Origin of the sequence: Streptomyces sp. NPDC015242 (assembly GCF_043079125.1) — a bacterium.
Taxonomy (GTDB): Bacteria; Actinomycetota; Actinomycetes; order Streptomycetales; family Streptomycetaceae; genus Streptomyces.
Genome location: NZ_JBIBUF010000010.1, coordinates 120,150 through 138,148 on the forward strand (window position 1 = coordinate 120,150; position 17,999 = coordinate 138,148).

The 17,999-nt window shown below is 74.0% G+C and carries 17 protein-coding genes and 1 pseudogene; 10 read left to right on the forward strand and 8 right to left on the reverse strand.

Features of this window, described 5'->3' with window-relative positions; genetic code table 11:
* Positions 1–91: 91 nt before the first annotated feature.
* Positions 92–643, forward strand: coding sequence for a TetR/AcrR family transcriptional regulator (locus tag ACF07N_RS30500; protein ID WP_392119021.1), 552 nt, complete (start codon positions 92–94; stop codon positions 641–643).
* Positions 644–838: 195 nt separating this feature from the next.
* Here ACF07N_RS30500 and ACF07N_RS30505 read toward each other — a convergent pair whose 3' ends face one another.
* Together ACF07N_RS30505 and ACF07N_RS30510 are read right to left on the reverse strand one after the other, a co-directional pair.
* On the reverse strand, positions 839–1,189 hold the full coding sequence (locus tag ACF07N_RS30505) for a hypothetical protein (RefSeq protein ID WP_392119024.1): 351 nt from the start codon (positions 1,187–1,189) through the stop codon (positions 839–841).
* Positions 1,190–1,584: 395 nt separating this feature from the next.
* A complete protein-coding gene (locus tag ACF07N_RS30510; protein ID WP_392119027.1) occupies positions 1,585–2,058 on the reverse strand; it encodes an ATP-binding protein in 474 nt (157 codons plus the stop codon).
* Between the two features lie 237 nt (positions 2,059–2,295).
* On the opposite strand from ACF07N_RS30510, the gene ACF07N_RS30515 reads away from it, so the two are divergent.
* The gene (locus tag ACF07N_RS30515) at positions 2,296–2,667 is read left to right on the forward strand and encodes a hypothetical protein (RefSeq protein ID WP_392119030.1); all 372 of its coding nucleotides are present in this window, start codon (positions 2,296–2,298) and stop codon (positions 2,665–2,667) included.
* Between the two features lie 146 nt (positions 2,668–2,813).
* On the opposite strand, the gene ACF07N_RS30520 is transcribed toward ACF07N_RS30515, so the two are convergent.
* The 4 genes from ACF07N_RS30520 to ACF07N_RS30535 all read right to left on the reverse strand — a co-directional run bounded on the left by ACF07N_RS30520 (position 2,814) and on the right by ACF07N_RS30535 (position 5,789).
* Complete coding sequence (locus ACF07N_RS30520; RefSeq protein ID WP_392119033.1) at positions 2,814–4,064, reverse strand: NAD(P)/FAD-dependent oxidoreductase; 1,251 nt, start codon at positions 4,062–4,064, stop codon at positions 2,814–2,816.
* On the reverse strand, positions 4,061–4,258 hold the full coding sequence (locus tag ACF07N_RS30525; protein ID WP_383326378.1) for a ferredoxin: 198 nt from the start codon (positions 4,256–4,258) through the stop codon (positions 4,061–4,063). The genes ACF07N_RS30520 and ACF07N_RS30525 overlap by 4 nt, the downstream gene beginning before the upstream one ends.
* A 53-nt stretch (positions 4,259–4,311) precedes the next feature.
* Positions 4,312–5,229: a pyridoxamine 5'-phosphate oxidase family protein gene (locus ACF07N_RS30530; RefSeq protein ID WP_392119036.1), complete on the reverse strand. Its 918-nt coding sequence runs from the start codon at positions 5,227–5,229 to the stop codon at positions 4,312–4,314.
* A gap of 104 nt (positions 5,230–5,333) precedes the next feature.
* Positions 5,334–5,789, reverse strand: coding sequence for a VOC family protein (locus ACF07N_RS30535; RefSeq protein WP_392119039.1), 456 nt, complete (start codon positions 5,787–5,789; stop codon positions 5,334–5,336).
* 180 nt (positions 5,790–5,969) lie between these two features.
* Here ACF07N_RS30535 and ACF07N_RS30540 point away from each other — a divergent pair, with 180 nt between their 5' ends.
* From ACF07N_RS30540 to ACF07N_RS30550, 3 genes are all read left to right on the forward strand, one after another.
* Entirely contained in the window at positions 5,970–6,542 is a 573-nt protein-coding gene (locus ACF07N_RS30540; RefSeq protein ID WP_392119042.1) for a CGNR zinc finger domain-containing protein, read from the forward strand.
* Between the two features lie 112 nt (positions 6,543–6,654).
* A complete protein-coding gene (locus ACF07N_RS30545) occupies positions 6,655–7,899 on the forward strand; it encodes an NAD(P)/FAD-dependent oxidoreductase (RefSeq protein ID WP_392119044.1) in 1,245 nt (414 codons plus the stop codon).
* A gap of 100 nt (positions 7,900–7,999) precedes the next feature.
* Positions 8,000–8,410 (forward strand): ATP-binding protein, encoded by a 411-nt coding sequence (locus tag ACF07N_RS30550; RefSeq protein WP_392119047.1) that lies wholly within the window; start codon positions 8,000–8,002, stop codon positions 8,408–8,410.
* A 125-nt stretch (positions 8,411–8,535) separates the two neighbouring features.
* On the opposite strand, the gene ACF07N_RS30555 is transcribed toward ACF07N_RS30550, so the two are convergent.
* Positions 8,536–9,969 (reverse strand): glycosyltransferase, encoded by a 1,434-nt coding sequence (locus tag ACF07N_RS30555; RefSeq protein ID WP_392119050.1) that lies wholly within the window; start codon positions 9,967–9,969, stop codon positions 8,536–8,538.
* 288 nt (positions 9,970–10,257) lie between these two features.
* Between ACF07N_RS30555 and ACF07N_RS30560 the strand changes: the two genes are divergently transcribed.
* The 3 genes and pseudogenes from ACF07N_RS30560 to ACF07N_RS30570 all read left to right on the forward strand — a co-directional run.
* Positions 10,258–12,333 carry a glycosyltransferase family 4 protein gene (locus ACF07N_RS30560; protein ID WP_392119053.1) on the forward strand — a complete coding sequence of 692 codons (2,076 nt, stop codon included), beginning with the start codon at positions 10,258–10,260 and terminating at the stop codon, positions 12,331–12,333.
* A 157-nt stretch (positions 12,334–12,490) separates the two neighbouring features.
* Positions 12,491–12,751: a WhiB family transcriptional regulator gene (locus tag ACF07N_RS30565; RefSeq protein ID WP_392119056.1), complete on the forward strand. Its 261-nt coding sequence runs from the start codon at positions 12,491–12,493 to the stop codon at positions 12,749–12,751.
* Positions 12,752–12,788: 37 nt separating this feature from the next.
* Positions 12,789–12,993, forward strand: a pseudogene (locus ACF07N_RS30570) (trypsin-like serine protease); the annotation flags it as partial.
* Between the two features lie 108 nt (positions 12,994–13,101).
* Here the strand turns inward: ACF07N_RS30570 and ACF07N_RS30575 are convergent.
* Complete coding sequence (locus tag ACF07N_RS30575; protein WP_392119059.1) at positions 13,102–14,307, reverse strand: cysteine desulfurase-like protein; 1,206 nt, start codon at positions 14,305–14,307, stop codon at positions 13,102–13,104.
* A gap of 145 nt (positions 14,308–14,452) precedes the next feature.
* Here ACF07N_RS30575 and ACF07N_RS30580 point away from each other — a divergent pair, with 145 nt between their 5' ends.
* Both ACF07N_RS30580 and ACF07N_RS30585 read left to right on the forward strand, forming a co-directional pair.
* On the forward strand, positions 14,453–15,700 hold the full coding sequence (locus tag ACF07N_RS30580; RefSeq protein ID WP_392119062.1) for a glutamate--cysteine ligase: 1,248 nt from the start codon (positions 14,453–14,455) through the stop codon (positions 15,698–15,700).
* A 102-nt stretch (positions 15,701–15,802) separates the two neighbouring features.
* Positions 15,803–17,995 (forward strand): discoidin domain-containing protein, encoded by a 2,193-nt coding sequence (locus tag ACF07N_RS30585; RefSeq protein ID WP_392119064.1) that lies wholly within the window; start codon positions 15,803–15,805, stop codon positions 17,993–17,995.
* The last annotated feature ends 4 nt before the right edge of the window (positions 17,996–17,999 follow it).

Consider the following 17,999-nt stretch of genomic DNA (forward strand, 5'->3'; position numbering starts at 1 on the left):
ATAAACGGATCGGTGAACCGAATATATGGATCGCTGATCCGGATGGTCAAGTGGGGCCACTGCGGAGGGCGAAGAGGGTGGCGAGAGGGCAATGAGGGCCGACGCGAGGAAGAACCGTGACCACGTGCTCGCCGTGGCGGGTGCCGCCATCGCCGAACAGGGCGTCGATGTGGCGATGCGGGACATCGCGAGAAGGGCCGGCGTCGGACTCGCGACGCTCCTGCGGCACTTCCCGACACGCGAGGCGCTCCTCGAGGCGCTCCTGCGGTCCGGCTTCGAGGAGCTGACGGCCAGGGCGGAGGAGCTGGAGTCGTCGAGTGCGCCCGCGCAGGCCCTCGGTACCTGGCTGCGCGAGTGCGTCGCGTGGACGACCGAGTACCGGGGGGTGACCGTGCTGATGGCGTCCGCCATCGACGACACGGAATCCGCGCTGCACGCCTCGTGCGTCACCCTGCGCGCGACCGGTGCGCGCCTGCTCACTCGTGCGCAGGCCGCGGGCGCGGCACGGAGCGACCTCGACGGCACCGAACTCTTCGCGCTGGTGGCGATGCTCGCCTGGGTCGGTGATCAGCCCTCGCTCGCAGCACGGGCCGATCACCTCTTCGAGGTCGTGGCGAGCGCGGTGCTGACGGACGCGGGGTGATGCCTCGGGCCGGGGCCGTGCGCTGATGCCGTGCGCTGACGCCGCGGGAGCGGACGGCGGCGGCCCGGCCCGCCCGGCCCGCCCGGCCGGTCCCGCCGTCGGCGAGACGCGCCCCGCTCCCGGCCGGGCCATGGGAAGGCCATGAGAAGGCCCATGGGAAGCGGGGCGACGCGTCCTGTCCCGGCGGCAGGGGGCTCAGCCGATGTCGAAGTGCAGGTTCGTCACGTACCAGGAGCCCTCGATCCTGCTGGACTCCACCTCGATGTCCAGCTGGTCCTCGGTCACCCCGGTGGAGTGGGACAGGACGATCTCGTCGAGACCCTGGCCGTCCACGGTGATCCTGTCCGCGGGAACCGTCACCTTCTGGCCGGTGGCCGGAGTCCGCGCCACCTCCACCTCCGGGGCGTCGGACGGCGGGTCGGGGGTGAACGACTCCTTGAACTGTCCGAGCGTCTGTTCCAGCCGCTTGCGCTGGGGCGCGTCGTCGCCGCACGTCTCCTCGCTGCCGACCCGCGCGGGCCCGGAACCGGCCGCCGGTTCCGCCATCAGCAGGCACGCCTCCCCGGCATCGCCCTCGATGACCGCCGCGACCCATCCGGCGACCGCCTTCTCGGCAGTCGACCGGTCGACCCCCGATGCCGGGGCCGTGGCCCCCGTCTCGCCTGCGCCGGCGGAGGGGGAGCTGCTCGCGGGCGTCTTCCCCTTCCCGCCGGCGGTCCCTTCGTCCGAACACCCCGCGAGCACCGTGACCGCCGCGACCACGGCTGTCGCGACCGCGCCGACCCGTCTCGTCCTCTGATCCACTGACACCACTCCGACAGCCTTCCTGGCAACGTCCAACTGCTCTCACGGAAGCCTGAGTTGTTCACGCGACGGCTCCGTACCACCGTGAGAACGGGTGCGTGGAGCGAGTGGTTCAGTTCGAGCGCGCGGTTCTTGCGTCACACCAGGTGGCCGGCCACGCCGCCGCCCGGGTCGTCGGCGAGCACGACCGAGGCCTTGATCCGCTTGCCCACCGGCTCCCGGTGCACCTCGATGCTGCGGCACACGGCCATCACGATCTCCAGCCCGTGCTGGCCCACCCGGTCGGGATCCGCGGCCCGGGCGGTCGGCAGGGCGGGCTCGCTGTCCCACACCGTCACCCCCACAGCCCCGTCGCTGACCTCCAGCGTCAGCAGGCAGGGGCCCGGAGCGTACTTGCGGGCGTTGGTCACCAGCTCGCTGACCACCAGCTGGACCATGCCCATCGCCCGGGCCGACACCGGAAGCCCGTGCACCGACTGCACCTCCGCCAGGAACGAACGGGCCAGCTCCCGGGCCTCGGCGATCTCCGCACTGCCCTCGAACGCGGCCGAGACCGACAGCGGCCCGCTGACCAGGTACGTCCGTCCCTCGCCCACTTCAGCCTGCACCATGCGTCCCGCCTCACACCCGGAGCCTCTTCGACCGCTCTCTGTGTCCTGCCCCCACACCCGGGTTTCAGGCTCCACGGGACAGGTGATCCAGGGAACATCGCTCACGTACGGGGACCTGGCGGATCTGCCGTGGGTCACCCACCGGCGGGCCGACCCCCTCGGTGGCGGGCGCCCGGGCGGAACTGCAGCGGCGCAGAGGCATGGGCCGATGACGGCTCCGGGCCCTAAGCTCCTGCCATGACCGCTTGGTACGTCCTCGTGGAAGAGGACACACGGGAGACCAAGTACGCCGAGGGCACGGAACTGAGGCTTCACCGCTGGAAGTTGGTGGTCACGCGGAGCGTCGGATCGACGGCGGAGGAGGCCGCCGCGGCAGCGGAGCGGCTCGCTCTCGAGCACGTCCCGGCCGTGATCGTCCGGCACGCCAGGCCTGGTGATCAGCCGGCCAGGGAGGCCTATCGCACGCCCGACGGCACCTGGGTGGTGTCCGTCAGGCAGCGGGGCCGGGAAGCCCATGTACGAGTGAGCGTCGCCCAGTTGATGCACAAGCGCACGGAACACGAGGACCCGCCTCCGAGCTGGCGGGAGAAGCTGCGCGAGGCCTTCTGACCGGCGCCGCGACGGCAGCTCTTCCGCCGCCGCAGCCCGGCCACCTCGCTGCTCGTCAGGGGGAAGGTCATGATCGCACCATAGGCCGTGGCACCGACCATGGTGGGAACAGCAGGACGCTCGGTGGTGGTGCCCTCAGGTATGCCTCACACGTGGGCCGGGAGCCCTGCCGCTGCCTCCACGGCCAGGCGTTCCCGCAGCGCGGCGCGGTACGACGCCAGGCGCCGCGTCCGGCCGATGGTCAGCGCTCCGACCAGGCGGCCCGCCCGGTGGTAGCTGATCTCTAGCCGGCGGCCCGCGAGGTCGTGCTCCACGACCCGCGTCTCGTCGGCGGCGGCGGGCAGGCCCACCGAGCGGACGCTCGCGCCGTGCAGGTCCGACCAGAAGGACGGCACGGCCGTGAACGGCACGGGCACCCGGCCGGGGTCCTGCCCGGCCAGGAGATTGGCGGCGGCCGCCGCGCCCTGCTCGACGGCGTTGGTCCAGTGACCGAGCGCCAGGCGCGCCCCGTCGGCCAGCGGTTGGGGCACACGCGCCACGTCACCGGCCGCCACCACGTCGGGCACGGCGGAACCGTCGGTGCGCAGGACGCGCAGATACGGGTCGCAGTGGACGCCGCCGTCATGGGCGAGGCCGGAGCCGGCCAGCCAGCTCGCCGAGGGCACGCCGCCCAGGGCCAGGACCGCCGTGTCGGCCCGCACCGTGGTGCCGTCGGAGAGACGGACGCCGGTCAGCCGGTCGTCGGCCCCGGCCAGGAATCCCTCGACGGTGGTGCCGGTTCTCAGGTCGACGCCCGCCTCGCGGTGCAGCGCGGCGACGTAGGCGCCCGCGGTGCCGCCGATGGCGCGCCGGAGAGGCTGGTCGGCGGCTTCCACGAGGGTGGTGTGCAGTCCTCGCCGCCGTGCGGCGGCCGCGATCTCGCCGCCGAGGAACCCGGCGCCGACGACGACGATCCGTCGCCCCGCGGCCAGCGCGGCCCGCAGCGCGAGCGCGTCGTCCCGGCTGCGGAGGGTGAACACACCGGCCGGGGGCGGGGGTTCGGTGGCCGGCCAGCCGCGGGCGGCCGATCCGGTGGCGATGACGAGTCCGTCGTACGGCAGTCGCGTGCGGTCGGCGAGGGTGACGGTCCGTGCCGTGAGGTCCAGGCGGACGGCCGCCTGCCCGAGCCGCCAGTGAGCCTCCAGCCCGTCCGGCAAAGGGAGTTCGACGCCGCGCGGCCGACCGGGGTCGGTCAGGACCCGCTTGGACAGCGGGGGCCGGTCGTAGGGCGGGTGCGGCTCGGCGCCCACGAGGGTCAGGGTGCCCGTGAACCCCTGCTCGCGCAGGGTCTGCGCTGCCCGCAGCCCGGCGAGCGAGGCGCCCACGACGAGCAGCCGGCGATCTCGGCCCGCCCTCATGAGGCGGCCGGCGAGACGGTGATGGCGCGGACCGGGCAGAGGGCCGCTGCCGTCTCGGCCCGGCCGGGCGGCGCGTCGGCCGGGGCGGCTTCGTACACCAGGCGGTCGTCGTCGTCGAAGGAGAAGAGCTCCGGTGCCGCGAAGACGCACTGGCCGTGGCTCTCGCACAGGTTCATGTCCACGGTGATCTGCATGGTCGCTCCGTTGGGGCCTGGGGTGGCGGTCGTCGGTGTGTGCGGTACGGCGGTCAGCCGACCGGGGGGTTGAAGCGCGAGTAGCCCGGGCTGGTCCACCGCAGCGGGGAAGCGGCGGTGATCTCCCGTACGGCTTCGACGGAGAACTCCACCAGGCGCTGCGCGCCCGGCACCCCGGCGATCTGCTCGGCGTCCCACACGGTGCGGGCGGTGCCGGACAGGTGCAGGGTGGTGCCCGTGGCCCAGTCGGGGAACAGCAGGCCCGCCGACGCGTTGAGCTGCAGGTTGCCCAGGGTCAGAAACATGGCGTTGCCGGCGTAGTCGGGCCAGCGCAGCAGGGTGGGGGAGAGCACCTGCACGAACCCGGGGTTGCCGCCGCGGTGGGAGGCGTCCGCGTCGCCGCGGTCGGAGGCGGTGGCGACGAAGAACGTGTCGGCCGCGCGCACCGCCCGCTGCTGGGCGGGACCGAGCGCGGTGCCCGCGGTGACGGTGGGCTCCGCCGCCCCGCCCTCGGCGGGACCGGCGCGGTGGTGGTCGCGCTTCTGCAGGTACTTGGGGCAGTTGGCGATGACCTGGTCGAGGTCGACGCGCAGGCCGTCGCCCTCCCGCCGGGCCCGGCCGTTGATCCGCATCCGGCGCCGGGTGGCGGGTTCGACGGCGATCATGCCGACCCGGACGGCCGACGGGCCGGTCAGGACGTCGGCCAGGGGGTCGAGCGGCAGGGGCAGGGCGCCGACGAGGACGGTGCGGGGATCGGGCACCCGCAGGAACCCGGCCTGGCCCGTCAACTGGGTGGCCCAGAGACGGCCGTCCCGGTCGGCGGCGCCCAGGACGATCATCGGCTGCTCGGCGAGGAAGTCCCTCGCGACGGGCGGGACGCTGTCGCCGATGCCGCCGAGCGAGAACTCCGCCTGCCGGGCGAGCCCCGCGCGTTCCTGCACCGCGATCTCACCGCTGTGGTACGTGGCCATGGCATGTCCTTTCCGTGGGTGCCGGTTCGACGGCCGTCGGGCGGCGGACGGTCCGCCGGGCCCTCGTACGAGCCCCGGCGGACCGTCCGGCCGAAGGGCTCTCCCTAGAAGAAGCCGCAGGTGGGGGCGCCGGGGGTCGGGGCGTCCGCCGGGTCGGCGCCCGTGGGCGCGTAGATCTCCAGGCGGATGCCGTCCGGGTCGGTGAAGAAGATGCCGCCGGAGGTGCCGTTCTCGCCGTGCGGGACGACACCGTCGTAGGCGAACTCCGTGCCCAGGCCGCGCAGCACCTCCGCGGTGGCCTTGACCTCCTCGACCGTGCCGACCTGGAACGACAGGTGGTGCAACCCCGGCCGGTCGGTGGGGAAGACGCCCGTGCTCTGCTGCCACAGCGTCACGAGCAACCGGTCGTCGCGGCCCAGGAACGCCCAGCGACGGTCGTCCTCCTTGCCCTCCGCCAGCACGTCGAAGTCGAAGACGGCGCGGTAGAAGGCGAGGGAGCGCTCGATGTCGGTGACGTTCACGCCCACGTGACCGGTCTGCAGGGTCTTCGCCTTAGCCATGGTCCATCACATGCCTTCACTCATCGTCACGGGCTCGTCTCGCCCGCAACCACTGAAATCGACTTTAAGGGTTAGGTGGAAAGAGCGTCAACCGCTGATCACTCGATGACCGGTTATGGTGGTTTCCGGATACCGCCTCGGCCGTGATGCCGCCGAGGCCGTGAAGGAAGGACGCCGCACGTGCCGCCGACTCCGGGGCCCGACCCTCGCCCGCTCACCGACGAGCCCCTCTGCATCGACCTGCTCAACACCCGCTGGATCGACGCCACCGGCCGGCACGACCTGCTGGACTCGCTCGACGGTCTGCGGACCTGGCTCGCCGGCCCCCACGTCAGCCGGTCCCTCGGCTTCGCGGCGGTCCCCGCCGACGAGGACACCCTGGAGCGGCTGCTCCAGGCGCGCACCGCCCTGGACCAGGCGATCGCCGACCCGCGGCGCCCGGACGCCGAGGCCATCGACGCCCTCAACGCCGTCCTCGCGCACGGCCGCCGCGGCCACCTGCTGCGCCCCGACGGACCGGACACCTTCGTCGAGGTCGAGACCCCCTCCTGGCTGCCCGCCTGGCGGGCGGCCGAGGACTATCTGCGGCTCCTCGCCGAACGACCCGAACGCATCCGCGCCTGCGGCAACCCCGAGTGCGTCCTGCACTTCTACGACGTGTCCAAGAACGGCACGCGCCGCTGGTGCTCGATGGCCGGCTGCGGAAACCGGGCGAAGGCACAACGCCACTACGCACGGCAGAAGAAGACCTGACCGCACCGGTCAGGGCTCGGCCGGCACGTCCACCGTCCGGGCGCCGGCCCGCATCCGCGGGGGGTGATCGCGGGGAAGCACCCGGGAGGCAACGCAACGCATCCGGGAGGTGGTGGCCGTGGTGGACACGGGCGCGGACGTCGTCGTGGTGGGGGCCGGAGTCGCGGGACTGGCGTGTGCGCACGACCTGGCCGCGGCCGGGCTCGGTGTCACGGTGCTGGAGGCCGGGGACGCGGTGGGCGGGCGGATGCGGACCGACCGCGTCGACGGCTTCACGGTCGACCGCGGCTTCCAGGTCGTCAACCCGGCCTATCCGCAGCTGCGCCGCCGCCTGCCCGCCCGGTTCCTCGCACCGCGCGCCTTCCTGCCGGGCGTCCTCGTGCACACCGGCGAGCGGCGCCTGCTGCTGGCCGACCCGCGCCGCCGCCCCGACGTGGTGGCCTCGCTGCTGTCCGCGCGGTTCGTCCGCCCGCGCGACGTGGCCGCCCTGGCCGTCCTCGGCGCCCGCGACGGGCTCGGACCGGCCCGGGCACTCAAGCACGCGCCCGAGCGCACCACGCGCACGGCGCTGGCCGAAGCCGGTTTCTCCGAGGCGTTCGTCGAGGACTTCTTCCGGCCGTTCGTGTCGGGTGTCTTCCTCGAAGACGCCCTGGAGACCTCCAGCCGGGTGTTCCACCTGGTGTGGCGCAGCATGCTGCGCGGCTCCCTGTGCCTTCCGGCGTTCGGCGTGCAGTCCGTTCCGCGTGCTCTGGCCGCCGCGCTGCCGGACGGCACCGTCCGGCTGGGCACGCCGGCCGACCGGATCGTGGAAGGGGGCGTGCTCACGGCGGACGGCACGGAGGTCACGGCCCGCGCGGTCGTGGTGGCGACGGACGCCGGAGCCGCCGCCACGCTGCTGCCCGGCCTCGACGTGCCCGCGCACCGCACGGTCACCACGTACTACCACGTCGCGCCGCGCTCTCCTCTCGGCCGGCCCGTCCTCCTGGTCGACACCCGCCGCCGCGTCCTGAACACGTGCGTCCTCAGCGACGTCGCGCCCGGGTACGCCCCGCGCGGCAGCGCGCTCGTCGCCACTTCGGTACTGGGCGGCGACGGCGGGCCCGTGCGGACGGCCGTCACCGCGGCCCTGTCCGAGATGTACGGCACGGATGCCACCGCCTGGGACCTGCTGACCGTGCGTACCGTCGCCGGCGCGCTGCCCGCCATGCCGCCGCCGTGGCCGCTGGCCCGCACCTGCCGCGCCGCGCCCGGCCGGTACGTGTGCGGGGACCACCGGGGCACTGGATCGGTGCAGGGCGCGCTCGCCTCCGGCGCCCGGGCGGCCCGGGAGGTGCTGCGCGACCTCGGCGGACGCTGAGGCGCCGGACACGGACCCGCTCCTTCCCGGCCCCCGGAATCCTTCTCGGACCCATCCGGAGATCCGACGGCTACGGATGACTCATGGGAGGAGGTGTCCCATGAGCAGCCACCACGACTGTCCCGGCGTCCCCGACCGGAGCGGCCCGCTGTCCGCGCTGCGGCACGGGCTGCGCGGGCAGCTGGGCGACTGGGGAGCGGACGCCGTGAGCGACGACGCCTGCCTGGTGCTGAGCGAACTCTTCGCCAACGCCCGCCGTCACGGAACGCCGCCGGTCCGCGTCGCCGTCACCCTGCGCACGGGCGGACCGGGCCCGCCGTCGATGCGCCTCGAGGTCGCCGACCGCGGCCCGGGGTTCGACGCCGACGCCGTGCGAGCCCGGTGGCGGCACCCCTCCTACCCGCTGGTGGAACGGGGCCGGGGGTTGTATCTCGTGGACCGTGTCAGCGTCGCCTGGGGAGACCGGCGTACCGACGCGGGCCACACCGTGTGGGCGGACCTCCGCGTGTGAGCCCCGCGGTGCGTCGGCGCAGGAACTTCAGGTCGCGCCAGAACCGCCGGAACAGCACGGGCCGGACAGGGCGCGGCGGCACGGGAGTGAGGGCCTCGGCGCAGACTCCCTCGGCCGCACTCCGTTCAGCGGACATGCGGCCCCCTCGCCTCCACGCCCGCCCCCGCATCCGATTCCCCACCCGTTCCCGCGTCCTCACCCACTCCTTCGCCCGTCACTGCGCCGGTACCCGTGGCCGTCTCCATGGCAGCCAGCAGTCGCCCGGCCGCCCACGCGGGGCCGCACCGCCGCAACTCGCGCGCCATACGGTTCGTACGCCTGCGCACGGGGCCCGCCATGGCCGCCGCGAGCGCGTCCGGTACGTCCGCCGCGCGCAGCGCGTTGGGGTCACGGACCACACCGACGCCCGCCCGTTCCGCGTCCCTCGCCACGCAGAACTGGTCGCTGGACATGGGCAGGACCAGGGCGGGCACGCCGGCGCGCAGGCATTCGGTGAAGGAGTTGCCGCCGCCGTGGTGGACCATGGCGTCCACGTGCGGCAGGAGCTGCCGCTGCGGAACCGTCGGCACCACCACGGCCCGGTCGCCCGTGAGATCCGCGAGCGCGTCGGCGCGGGCTCCCGCGGCCACGACGACGGCCGTGTCGTCCGTGCCGTCCAGCACCCCCGAGACCACGGCGCGCAGCACGTCGTCGCGTGCCGATAGGAAGGTTCCGAACGCCACGAGCACGACGCGTTCGGCCCGCTCGCGCAGCTCCCGCAGCCGGCGCGCCCAGTCGGTGGCCGGCGGCCCGTCGGGCCCCGCCATGTGCCCGGCGAACAGGTGGGCGGGCCCGGCAGGCCGTTCGGGCAACCACGGCAGCGAGGGGTAGGCGTAGACGACGGCGTGCGGCGAGGTCAGCGCGAAGGCGCGGCCCGGAGCGGGTGCCGACGGTGTACGGTCCCGGGCGAAGGCGGCGAACAGGTCGTCGAAGGCCCGGTCGTTGTCCCGTACGGCGGTGTGCAGCGCGGCCAGCTGCGACGGCGCCGGACGGACCGCGTCCGGCCAGTGGTGGGGCAGCCCGAAGTAGGCGCCGGGGCCGGAGAGCACGTAGCTGGGATGACCGGGGCAGTACGACGCGTAGGGCAGGCCCAGGCAGTGCAGGGCCAGGGTGGCCGCGTAGGCGAGCTGGTCCACGACGTACCAGTCCGGGCGCAGCCGCCGGTCGAGCGCCCGCAGGTCCTCGTACACGCCTTCCGGGTCGGCGAGCATGTCCGCGCGCCGGTGCCGGGCCTGGGTGAGCAGGGTCTCGACAGGGCCGTGGCGGGTGGCCGCGAGGAACTCTCCCAGGCGTGCCGCCTCTCGCGCGGTCTGGTCGGTCCGCTCCGCCACACCGGTGTTGGCGTTGCGCGTCACCGTCAGCGGCACGAACCGCACCCCGGCCCGGTCGGCCAGCGACTCGAACGCCGGACCGCACGCGAAGAACACCTCGCAACCGTCCGCCGCCAGCGCCGCCGCCAGCACGGACAGGGGAGCGGCGTGGGAGTGGAAGGGCGGGCTGACGATCACGATGCGCGGCATGTCGGGTGTTCGCCGGGCGGGGGCCCGGCGGATGCGGGCGCCGGGGCTGGTCCGCACCCGCGCCGGGGAACGCGCTATCGGGTCGGCTCCTCACCCGGCCCGGTGCGCGAGCGCCGTGCCCGGCCCGTGGGCGCTCCGCCGCCTTCCCTGCTCCGCCCTCTCCTACGCCGGAGGTGCCGGCGGCCGGGCGCCGGCCGCACGGACGGGTGACGCCTGCTGGGACCCGGTGCATCCGCACCGGGAAGGGCGGGCGAAACACACGCGTACCGACCGCACCGAGGAGGCCCCGTGTCCGTCCCCCCGCCCGCCCCCGCTCCGCCGCCGCTGCCGGGTGCCGGCCCGGCGCAGCCCGGTGCCGAGGGGGACCCGCTGGTGGCGGCCCGTACCGCGTTCTTCACCGGGGCGGAGGCTCCCGCGCACCGAGGCGCCGGAGCCGGCCCGCACGGTCCCGGTGCCGCTCGTCCGGGTGCCCTCGCACGCCTCCTGGAGGCCGAGTACGGCCCCTTGCCCCGCCTCCTGCCGGCGGAGGGTTCCACGGTGCCCGGGCGTGCGGACGCGGCCGTCGCGTCCCTGCGCCGGGCCTGCCGCCTGGATGTCCCGCTGACGCCCGACGCGCTCCTCGCGCACGGCGAGGACGGGCCGTTCCTGACCGCCGTCCTCACCGAGATGTGGCCGGCGACGGTACGGCGGCACGGACCCGCCTGGGCCGAGGAGGCGCTGCGGAAGCGGCTGCTGGACGGCGGGACGACGGCCGAGCGGACCGTGCTGCTGCTGGACCTCGCCGAGGCGGCCGGACTGCGGCCCCTCGGCGCCGCCGAGGCGGCGGACGCGGCCGCACGGGCGGGCCGTCCGGCCCGGCACGCCTTGTGGCGCCATCTGCACCGGCTGCCCGGGGGACCGTCGCATCTGCCCCCGGCATCCGCGGCGCGGGACGTCTACGAACGCCTGCTGCTCTCCCCACCGCCCCCGGTCGCCGCCACCGCATGGCCGGGCGGCGGACTCGTGGTGGCCCAGACAATGCTGCTGGGCCGGCTCGAACGGCCCGGGGAGGGGGCCAGCGGCGGACTGTCCGTGCTCCTCGACGGGCTCGGTGACGCCCTGGCCGGTACCGGCGAGATCGGCGCCGTGGTCACCGTCGTCCTCGCCGGCCGCGACGACCTCGACCGTGATCGCCGCCTGCTCGTACGCCGCCGGGGCGACCACTGGCTGCTGCGGCTGCCGGTCGACGCCCCCGCCGTGCCGCCGCAGCACGCCCTGCATGCCCACCGCCCGTCCCTCGCCTGGTGGGCCGCACGTCTGCTCGCCGGTCTGCCACGCGCCTGCGACGTCATGCACGTGCGCTACGCCGACGACGGCAGCCTGGCCCTGGCGCAGGCCGCCGCACGGATCGGCACCCGCCTCGTCTTCACCGCCACGCCCGACCCGCACCGCCGCCTGGCGGAGACCCACGCGGGCACGGCTGCGGACGATCCGGAGGCCCGCGAGGCGCTCCGCGGCGACCTGCACCGGATCTTTCTCGCCGACCGGCTCGTGGCACGTGCCGACACCGTGATCGGCATCCCGGACGGCTCGGGCACGGGGCAATTGCTGCGTCACTTCCCGGCGCTGATCCGGCGCTACGGTCCCGACGGCCCGCCCGCGCCCCCTGAGGGCATCGCCCCCTACGCGCCCGCCGGGGACGAGCAGCACGGGCGGCGCGCGCTGCTCGACTCCCTCTTCGCGGGCGGTGACCGCCCCGACGCGCTGGACGCCGCCGACCGGGACCTGCCCCTGCTGCTGTGCGTCGGGCGCCTGCACCCGGTCAAACAGCAGGATCTGCTGCTGCGCACCTGGCTCGTCGCGGAGTTGTGGCGGCGCGCGACCCTCGTGATGGTGGGCGGCGCGACCCGGCACCCCACGCGGGACGAGCACCGTGTGCGCGCCACGCTCGAAGCCCTCGTCACCGGGCGCAAGCAGGCGGCACGGCGGCTGGCCCTCCTGCCCGCCCTGCCCAACGACCGGGTTCGCCGTCTGGAGCGCGCCCTCGCCGATCAGACGCACGGCGTACGGGCCTGGTACGTGTGCCCCAGCGCCAAGGAGGAGTTCGGCATCGCCGTCCTGGAGGCCATGGAGGCCGGTCTGCCGGCCGCCGGCCCACGGCGCGGCGGGGTGGGCCACTACCTGCGCGACGGCGTCAACGGCATCCTCCTCGACACCACCTCCGCCTCCGGCCTGAGCCGCGGCCTGCACCGGCTGCTCTCCCTGCCCGAGAGCAGCCGGGTACAACTGGCGCGTGCCGGACAGGAGACCGTGGCCGCCCGCTACTCCGTGCAGCCCATGGCGCGGGCGCTGGCGGGCGTGTACGCCGAGACCGGACGCGTCTGAACCCGCCCCGGGCCGGCACCCTCGCCCCATACGTCTGGAAAATCCGCCTATAGCCATCCGGTCGCCCCGGCATTAGCATGGCGCTCACCTCTGCCGGGACCGCGGCTCGTGCTGCCGCGGTGACACCGATGTGCCCGTCGGCTGCTGGAGGTGCACGATGGCGCGCTCATCCGCGTCCTGGAACGTCGACATCGGCTGGCACGCGCAGGCGTTGTGCGTGGGCGAGGATCCCGAGCTGTTCTTCCCCCTGACGGAGACGGCCGCGGCCACGGCCCCGGCCCGCGCGGTGTGCGCACGCTGCCCCGTCCTGATCGACTGCCGCGACTGGGCCGTCCGGCACGGCGAGACGGACGGCGTCTGGGGTGCCACCACCGCCGGCCAGCGGCGGGCGCTGCGCCGCGCCGCCCTGGACGGATGACGGCGGCCGGCGCTGCCTTCCGTTCACCCGGCCCACCAGCCAGAAGCCCGACGCCATGGCATGCAAGCGGCGACTCGGGAGGGCCCCGGCTCCAGCGGGACCGGAAGGGCCGCCGGGAACTGATCGGCGTCACCTCGGGCCCCGGCGCCCCGGGCGTGCGCTGCAGCGAGGGCCCGGGGCTCTGCACGAGCGCGCCCGCCTACGCGCGCTGGATCCGCGCGGTGATCACCAGGAACGGCTGATCGCGGACCCCCTGCACGGTGCTCGTCCCTCCGGTCCCAGGAACGCGGCCAAGGCACGGTGCTCGTCCTCCCGGTCCCAGGAACGCGGCCAAGGCACGGTGCTCGCCCTCACGTGTCCAGGAACGCGGCCAGCGCCGTCACGAGCCGGTCGACGTCCCCGGAGTCGTTGTAGGGGGCGAGCCCGATGCGCAGGCCGCCGCTGTCGCCGAGGCCCAGGTGGCGGGAGGCTTCGATGGCGTAGAAGTGGCCGGCGGGGGCGTGGATGTCGCGGGCGGCCAGGAAGCGGTAGGCGTCCCTGGTGTCGTGGCGCTCGAAGGTCAGCAGGAGGGTGGGGGTGCGGTCCGCGGCCCGCGAGTGGAGGGTGACCCCCGGGAGCGAGGCCAGATGCTTGTCGAGCCGGCCGCGCAGTGCGGCCTCGTGCGCTTCGAGCGCGGCGAAGGAGGCGGCCAGACGTTCCCGCCGGGTGCCCGTGGCCGCCGGGTCGAGTCCTGCCAGGAAGTCGACGGCGGCCCGGGTTCCGGCGAGCAACTCGTAAGGCAGGGTGCCCAGTTCGAAGCGCTCCGGGACCGCGTCGCTGGAGGGCAGCAGCTTGTCGGAACGCAGGGTGTCCAGCAGCGCGGGCCGGGCGGCCAGGACGCCGTGGTGGGGCCCGAGGAACTTGTACGGGGAGCAGACGAAGAAGTCCGCCCCCAGCGCGGGCAGGTCGACCAGCGTGTGCGCGGTGTAGTGGACGCCGTCGACGTGGGTGAGTGCTCCGGCCTCGTGGGCCAGGCGGCAGATCTCGGCGACCGGGGGGCGGGTGCCGATCAGGTTGGAGGCCGCGGTGACGGCGACGAGACGCGTGCGGCCCGACAGGACGGCACGGATGTCGTCAGCCGTCAACTCTCCGGTCGCGGGGTCGAATGCGGCCCAGCGCACGGTGGCGCCCACTCGTTCGGCGGCCTGCACCCAGGGGCGGATGTTGGCGTCGTGGTCGAGGCGGGTGACGACGATCTCGTCGCCGGGTGCCCAGGAGGCGGCGAGAGCGCGGGCGAGGTCGTAGGTGAGCTGGGTGGCGCTGCGCCCGAAGACGATCCCCGCCGGGTCCGTTCCCAGCAGGTCGGCCACGGCCCGGCGCGCCTCGATGACGACGGCCTCGGCGTTGCGCTCCCCGAGCGAGTACTGCCCCCGGTTGGACAGGGGCCGCGCCAGCGCGTCGGCGATCGCGTCGATGACGGGCTGTGGCGTCTGCGTGCCCCCCGGCCCGTCGAAGTGGACGGTCCCGGCGGCCAGCGCGGGGAACAGGGAGCGCAGGGCGGCGATGTCGTACGTCAATGTCGTGGTTCCTGTCGTGGTCCGGGTCCGGAACCCCGAGTCAACATCACCGGCTGCTCCCGCGGGAGCCCGCCCCCCGGGTGACCTCGGCGCGCGTCATCGTGACCTCGGCATCCCCGCCACTTTCTGAGACAGTGTCATCACTATGAGCAGTCAACATCGCAGCGAAGCGGCTCCGATGGACGACCCCGAGCCGTTCCCCGCCACTGAACCCGGCCCCTCCGAACGCGGCTTCTGCGCACCCGACCCCGTCCCGGAGCCGCTCACCGTCGGGATCGAAGAGGAACTCCTCCTGATCGACCCGGCCGGACGCACCCCCAGCCCTCACGGTCCCGAGCTGGTCGAGGCGGCGGCGGACGCGCTCGGTGACCGGGTGAGCACCGAACTGACCCGCTACCAGGTCGAACTGCGCACCGACCCGCACAGCTGCCTGAAGGAGGCCGACGACCAGATCCGTACGAGCAGAGGGACAGTCGCTCGCGCCGCCGCCCGGCTCGGACTGCGCATCGCCTCCACCGGTACACCGGTGCACGGCCAGGCCGTCCCCGTCCCCATGACGCCCGGGGCCCGCTACGCACGGAGCACCGCCCACTTCCGGGCCCTGGACGACGAACAGCTCGTGTGTGCCTGCCACGTCCACGTCGGCCTCCCCGACCCCCGCGACGCCGTCCACGTCAGCAACCACCTGCGGCCCTGGCTGCCGACGCTGACCGCGCTGACGGCGAACTCCCCGTTCTGGGCGGGCCGGGACACCGGGTACGCCAGCTGGCGCACCACCACCTGGGGGCGCTGGCCCGTGGCCGGCCCGCCCCCGTACTTCGAATCCCCGGCCCACTTCGACGACCTCGTCCACACCCTCCTCGAAGCGGAGGGCCTCATCGACCGGGGCGGCCTGTACTGGGACGTGCGTCCCTCGCACCACCTGCCCACCATCGAGATCCGTGTCGCCGACGCCGCCCTGACCCCCGACGACACGCTCGTGCTGGGCGCCGTCGTCCGGGCCCTGACCGCCACCGCCCTCACCGCCCTCCGGGCCGGCGAGGCGGCCCCGCGCCCGTCGCCGGAGATTCTGCGCGCGGCCTGCTGGCGCGCGGCCCGTGACGGACTGCCGGGCAGGGGCATCGACCCGGTCACCGGGCAGTTGCTCCCCCAGACCTCCCTGGTCGAACGGCTGCTGCACACCATCGCGCCGGCGCTCCGCCGCCACGACGACCTCGATCTCGTACGCGAGCAGTGGCGGCGCCTGCGGACCGAAGGGAACGGCGCCGACCGCCAACGGGCGGCCCACCGGCGGCGTCGCAGCGCGGACGACGTCGTCGACTTCGTCATCGCGGCCACCTGCCCTCAGGAGGGGGACACAGCACCGAGTCCCGACCACCCACTCGACACTTAATGCAAGTCAAAAGAAAAGCCTGCACGGAACCTTGACCGTGTCAGGCGTGGCGGGCATGGTCGGAGAGCGCTCTCCCACTCACCCGTGTCGAGGAGTCTCCCCATGCCCGCTGTCGGCATACCCCCTGTTTCGCCGCCGTCGCACAGACCCGGCCGCCGCGGCCTCGTCGGCGTGCTGGTCACCGCCCTGGCCGCCGCCCTGCTCGCCGTCGTCCCGGCCACGCAGGCCCAGGCCGCACCCGTCCTGCTCTCCCAGGGCAAGCCGGTCACCGCCTCCAGCCAGGAGCACTACGGCACCCCGGCCACGGCGGCGGTCGACGGCGACGACGGCACCCGCTGGTCGAGCGCCGCCTCCGATCCGCAGTGGATCCGTGTCGACCTCGGCGCCCCCGCCTCTCTCAGCCGCGTCGAACTGCGCTGGGAGGCCGCCTACGCGAAGTCCTACCGCATCGAGACGTCCTCGAACGGCACGGACTGGACGACGACCCACTCCACCACCACCGGCGCCGGCGGCACGGAGACCGTGAACGTCTCCGGCACCGCCCGCTACGTCCGCATGCTCGGCACGGTCCGCGCCACCCCGTACGGCTACTCCCTCTGGGAGTTCAAGGTGTACGGCACCACCGGGGACGACCCCGGCCCGGTCACCCCGGGCGGCGACCTCGGCCCGAACGTGCACGTCTTCGACCCGTCGACCCCGGGCATCCAGGCGAAGCTGGACCAGGTGTTCAAGGAGCAGGAGTCGGCCCAGTTCGGCTCCGGCCGGCACGCCTTCCTCTTCAAGCCGGGCACGTACGACAACCTCAACGCCCAGATCGGCTTCTACACCCAGATCGCCGGCCTCGGCCTCAGCCCCGACGACACCACGATCAACGGCGACATCACCGTCGACGCGGGCTGGTTCAACGGCAACGCCACCCAGAACTTCTGGCGCGGCGCGGAGAACCTGGCCGTGAAGCCGGTCAACGGCACCAACCGCTGGGCCGTCTCCCAGGCTGCCTCGTTCCGCCGGATGCACGTCAAGGGCGGCCTCAACCTCGCACCCAACGGCTACGGCTGGGCCAGCGGCGGCTACATCGCCGACAGCAGGATCGACGGCCAGGTCGGCAACTACTCGCAGCAGCAGTGGTACACCCGCGACAGCTCCATCGGAGGCTGGTCCAACAGCGTGTGGAACCAGGTCTTCTCCGGCGTGGAGGGCGCGCCCGCCACCAGCTTCCCCGAGCCCCGCTACACCACGCTCGGCACGACACCGATCTCCCGCGAGAAGCCCTTCCTCTACCTGGACGGCGGCGAGTACAAGGTCTTCGCGCCCGCCAAGCGGACCGACGCGCGCGGCACCACCTGGGCGAGCGGCACCCCGCAGGGCGAGTCGATCCCGCTGAGCAAGTTCTACGTCGTCAAGCCCGGCGCCACGGCGGCCACCATCAACGCCGCGCTCGCCCAGGGCCTGCACCTGCTGTTCACCCCGGGCGTCTACCACGTCGACCGGACCATCACCGTCGAGCGGGCCGACACCATCGTGCTGGGCCTCGGACTCGCCACGATCATCCCGGACAACGGCGTGACCGCCATGAAGGTCGCCGACGTCGACGGCGTCAGGCTCGCCGGCTTCCTCATCGACGCCGGACCGGTCAACTCCCCGACCCTGCTGGAGATCGGCCCGCAGGGCGCGTCCGCCGACCACGCCGCCAACCCCACCACCGTGCAGGACGTGTACATCCGCATCGGCGGAGCGGGTGCGGGCAAGGCGACCACGAGCATGGTCGTCAACAGCCACGACACGATCATCGACCACACGTGGGTGTGGCGGGCCGACCACGGCGAGGGCGTCGGCTGGGAGACCAACCGGGCCGACTACGGCGTCCGCGTCAACGGCGACGACGTCCTGGCGACCGGCCTGTTCGTGGAGCACTTCAACAAGTACGACGTCGAGTGGTACGGCGAGCGCGGCCGGACGATCTTCTACCAGAACGAGAAGGCGTACGACGCCCCCAACCAGGCCGCCATCCAGAACGGCACCACGAAGGGGTACGCCGCCTACCGGGTCGACGACTCGGTCGACACCCACGAGGCATGGGGCCTGGGCAGCTACTGCAACTACAACGTCGACCCGAGCATCCGCCAGGACCACGGCTTCAAGACCCCCGTCAGACCGGGCGTGAAGTTCCACAGCCTCCTGGTCGTCTCCCTCGGCGGCATGGGCCACTACAACCACGTCATCAACGACACCGGCGCCTCCACGGTCCCGGCCGGCACCTCGACCGTGCCGTCCACGGTCGTGTCGTTCCCCTGACGTC

What these genes read in the sequence shown, in the direction of transcription:
- ACF07N_RS30500 (WP_392119021.1), top strand. Translation starts at nt 92, where the DNA reads ATGAGGGCCGACGCGAGGAAGAACCGTGACCACGTGCTCGCCGTGGCG.
- ACF07N_RS30505 (WP_392119024.1), bottom strand. Translation starts at nt 1,189, where the DNA reads ATGGCGGAACCGGCGGCCGGTTCCGGGCCCGCGCGGGTCGGCAGCGAG.
- ACF07N_RS30510 (WP_392119027.1), bottom strand. Translation starts at nt 2,058, where the DNA reads ATGGTGCAGGCTGAAGTGGGCGAGGGACGGACGTACCTGGTCAGCGGG.
- ACF07N_RS30515 (WP_392119030.1), top strand. Translation starts at nt 2,296, where the DNA reads ATGACCGCTTGGTACGTCCTCGTGGAAGAGGACACACGGGAGACCAAG.
- ACF07N_RS30520 (WP_392119033.1), bottom strand. Translation starts at nt 4,064, where the DNA reads ATGAGGGCGGGCCGAGATCGCCGGCTGCTCGTCGTGGGCGCCTCGCTC.
- ACF07N_RS30525 (WP_383326378.1), bottom strand. Translation starts at nt 4,258, where the DNA reads ATGCAGATCACCGTGGACATGAACCTGTGCGAGAGCCACGGCCAGTGC.
- ACF07N_RS30530 (WP_392119036.1), bottom strand. Translation starts at nt 5,229, where the DNA reads ATGGCCACGTACCACAGCGGTGAGATCGCGGTGCAGGAACGCGCGGGG.
- ACF07N_RS30535 (WP_392119039.1), bottom strand. Translation starts at nt 5,789, where the DNA reads ATGGCTAAGGCGAAGACCCTGCAGACCGGTCACGTGGGCGTGAACGTC.
- ACF07N_RS30550 (WP_392119047.1), top strand. Translation starts at nt 8,000, where the DNA reads ATGAGCAGCCACCACGACTGTCCCGGCGTCCCCGACCGGAGCGGCCCG.
- ACF07N_RS30555 (WP_392119050.1), bottom strand. Translation starts at nt 9,969, where the DNA reads ATGCCGCGCATCGTGATCGTCAGCCCGCCCTTCCACTCCCACGCCGCT.
- ACF07N_RS30565 (WP_392119056.1), top strand. Translation starts at nt 12,491, where the DNA reads ATGGCGCGCTCATCCGCGTCCTGGAACGTCGACATCGGCTGGCACGCG.
- ACF07N_RS30580 (WP_392119062.1), top strand. Translation starts at nt 14,453, where the DNA reads ATGAGCAGTCAACATCGCAGCGAAGCGGCTCCGATGGACGACCCCGAG.
- ACF07N_RS30585 (WP_392119064.1), top strand. Translation starts at nt 15,803, where the DNA reads ATGCCCGCTGTCGGCATACCCCCTGTTTCGCCGCCGTCGCACAGACCC.